Genomic DNA, 219 nt, shown 5'->3' with positions numbered 1-219 from the left:
CTCCAGGCCGCGTTCGGCGAGCAGGTGGCTGTAGATCGCCTGGAAGCTCTCGGCGATCTGCGGCGCCGTGCCCTTGTGGGTGAACACCGCGTACTTCTGCGCCGGCACCTGGAAGCGCACCATGCCCTCCGGCACCGGCCAGCCCTCCTGCACCTCGAAGCCGGCGACGTAGTGGAATTCGCCGTTGGGCTGCTGCGCGCAGATGCCATAGGAGACCTC

At 68.0% G+C, this 219-nt stretch carries 1 pseudogene; it reads right to left on the bottom strand.

The annotated features are described in order from the left end of the window. A pseudogene (brlR, locus tag G5A07_RS21985) lies at nt 1–219 on the bottom strand (c-di-GMP-binding multidrug transporter transcriptional regulator BrlR); the annotation flags it as partial.

It is taken from the genome of Stenotrophomonas sp. AS012628, from assembly GCF_010608305.1.
GTDB classification, from domain to species: Bacteria; Pseudomonadota; Gammaproteobacteria; order Xanthomonadales; family Xanthomonadaceae; genus Stenotrophomonas; species Stenotrophomonas geniculata.
This window is presented reverse-complemented; position numbering and strand designations above follow the sequence as displayed.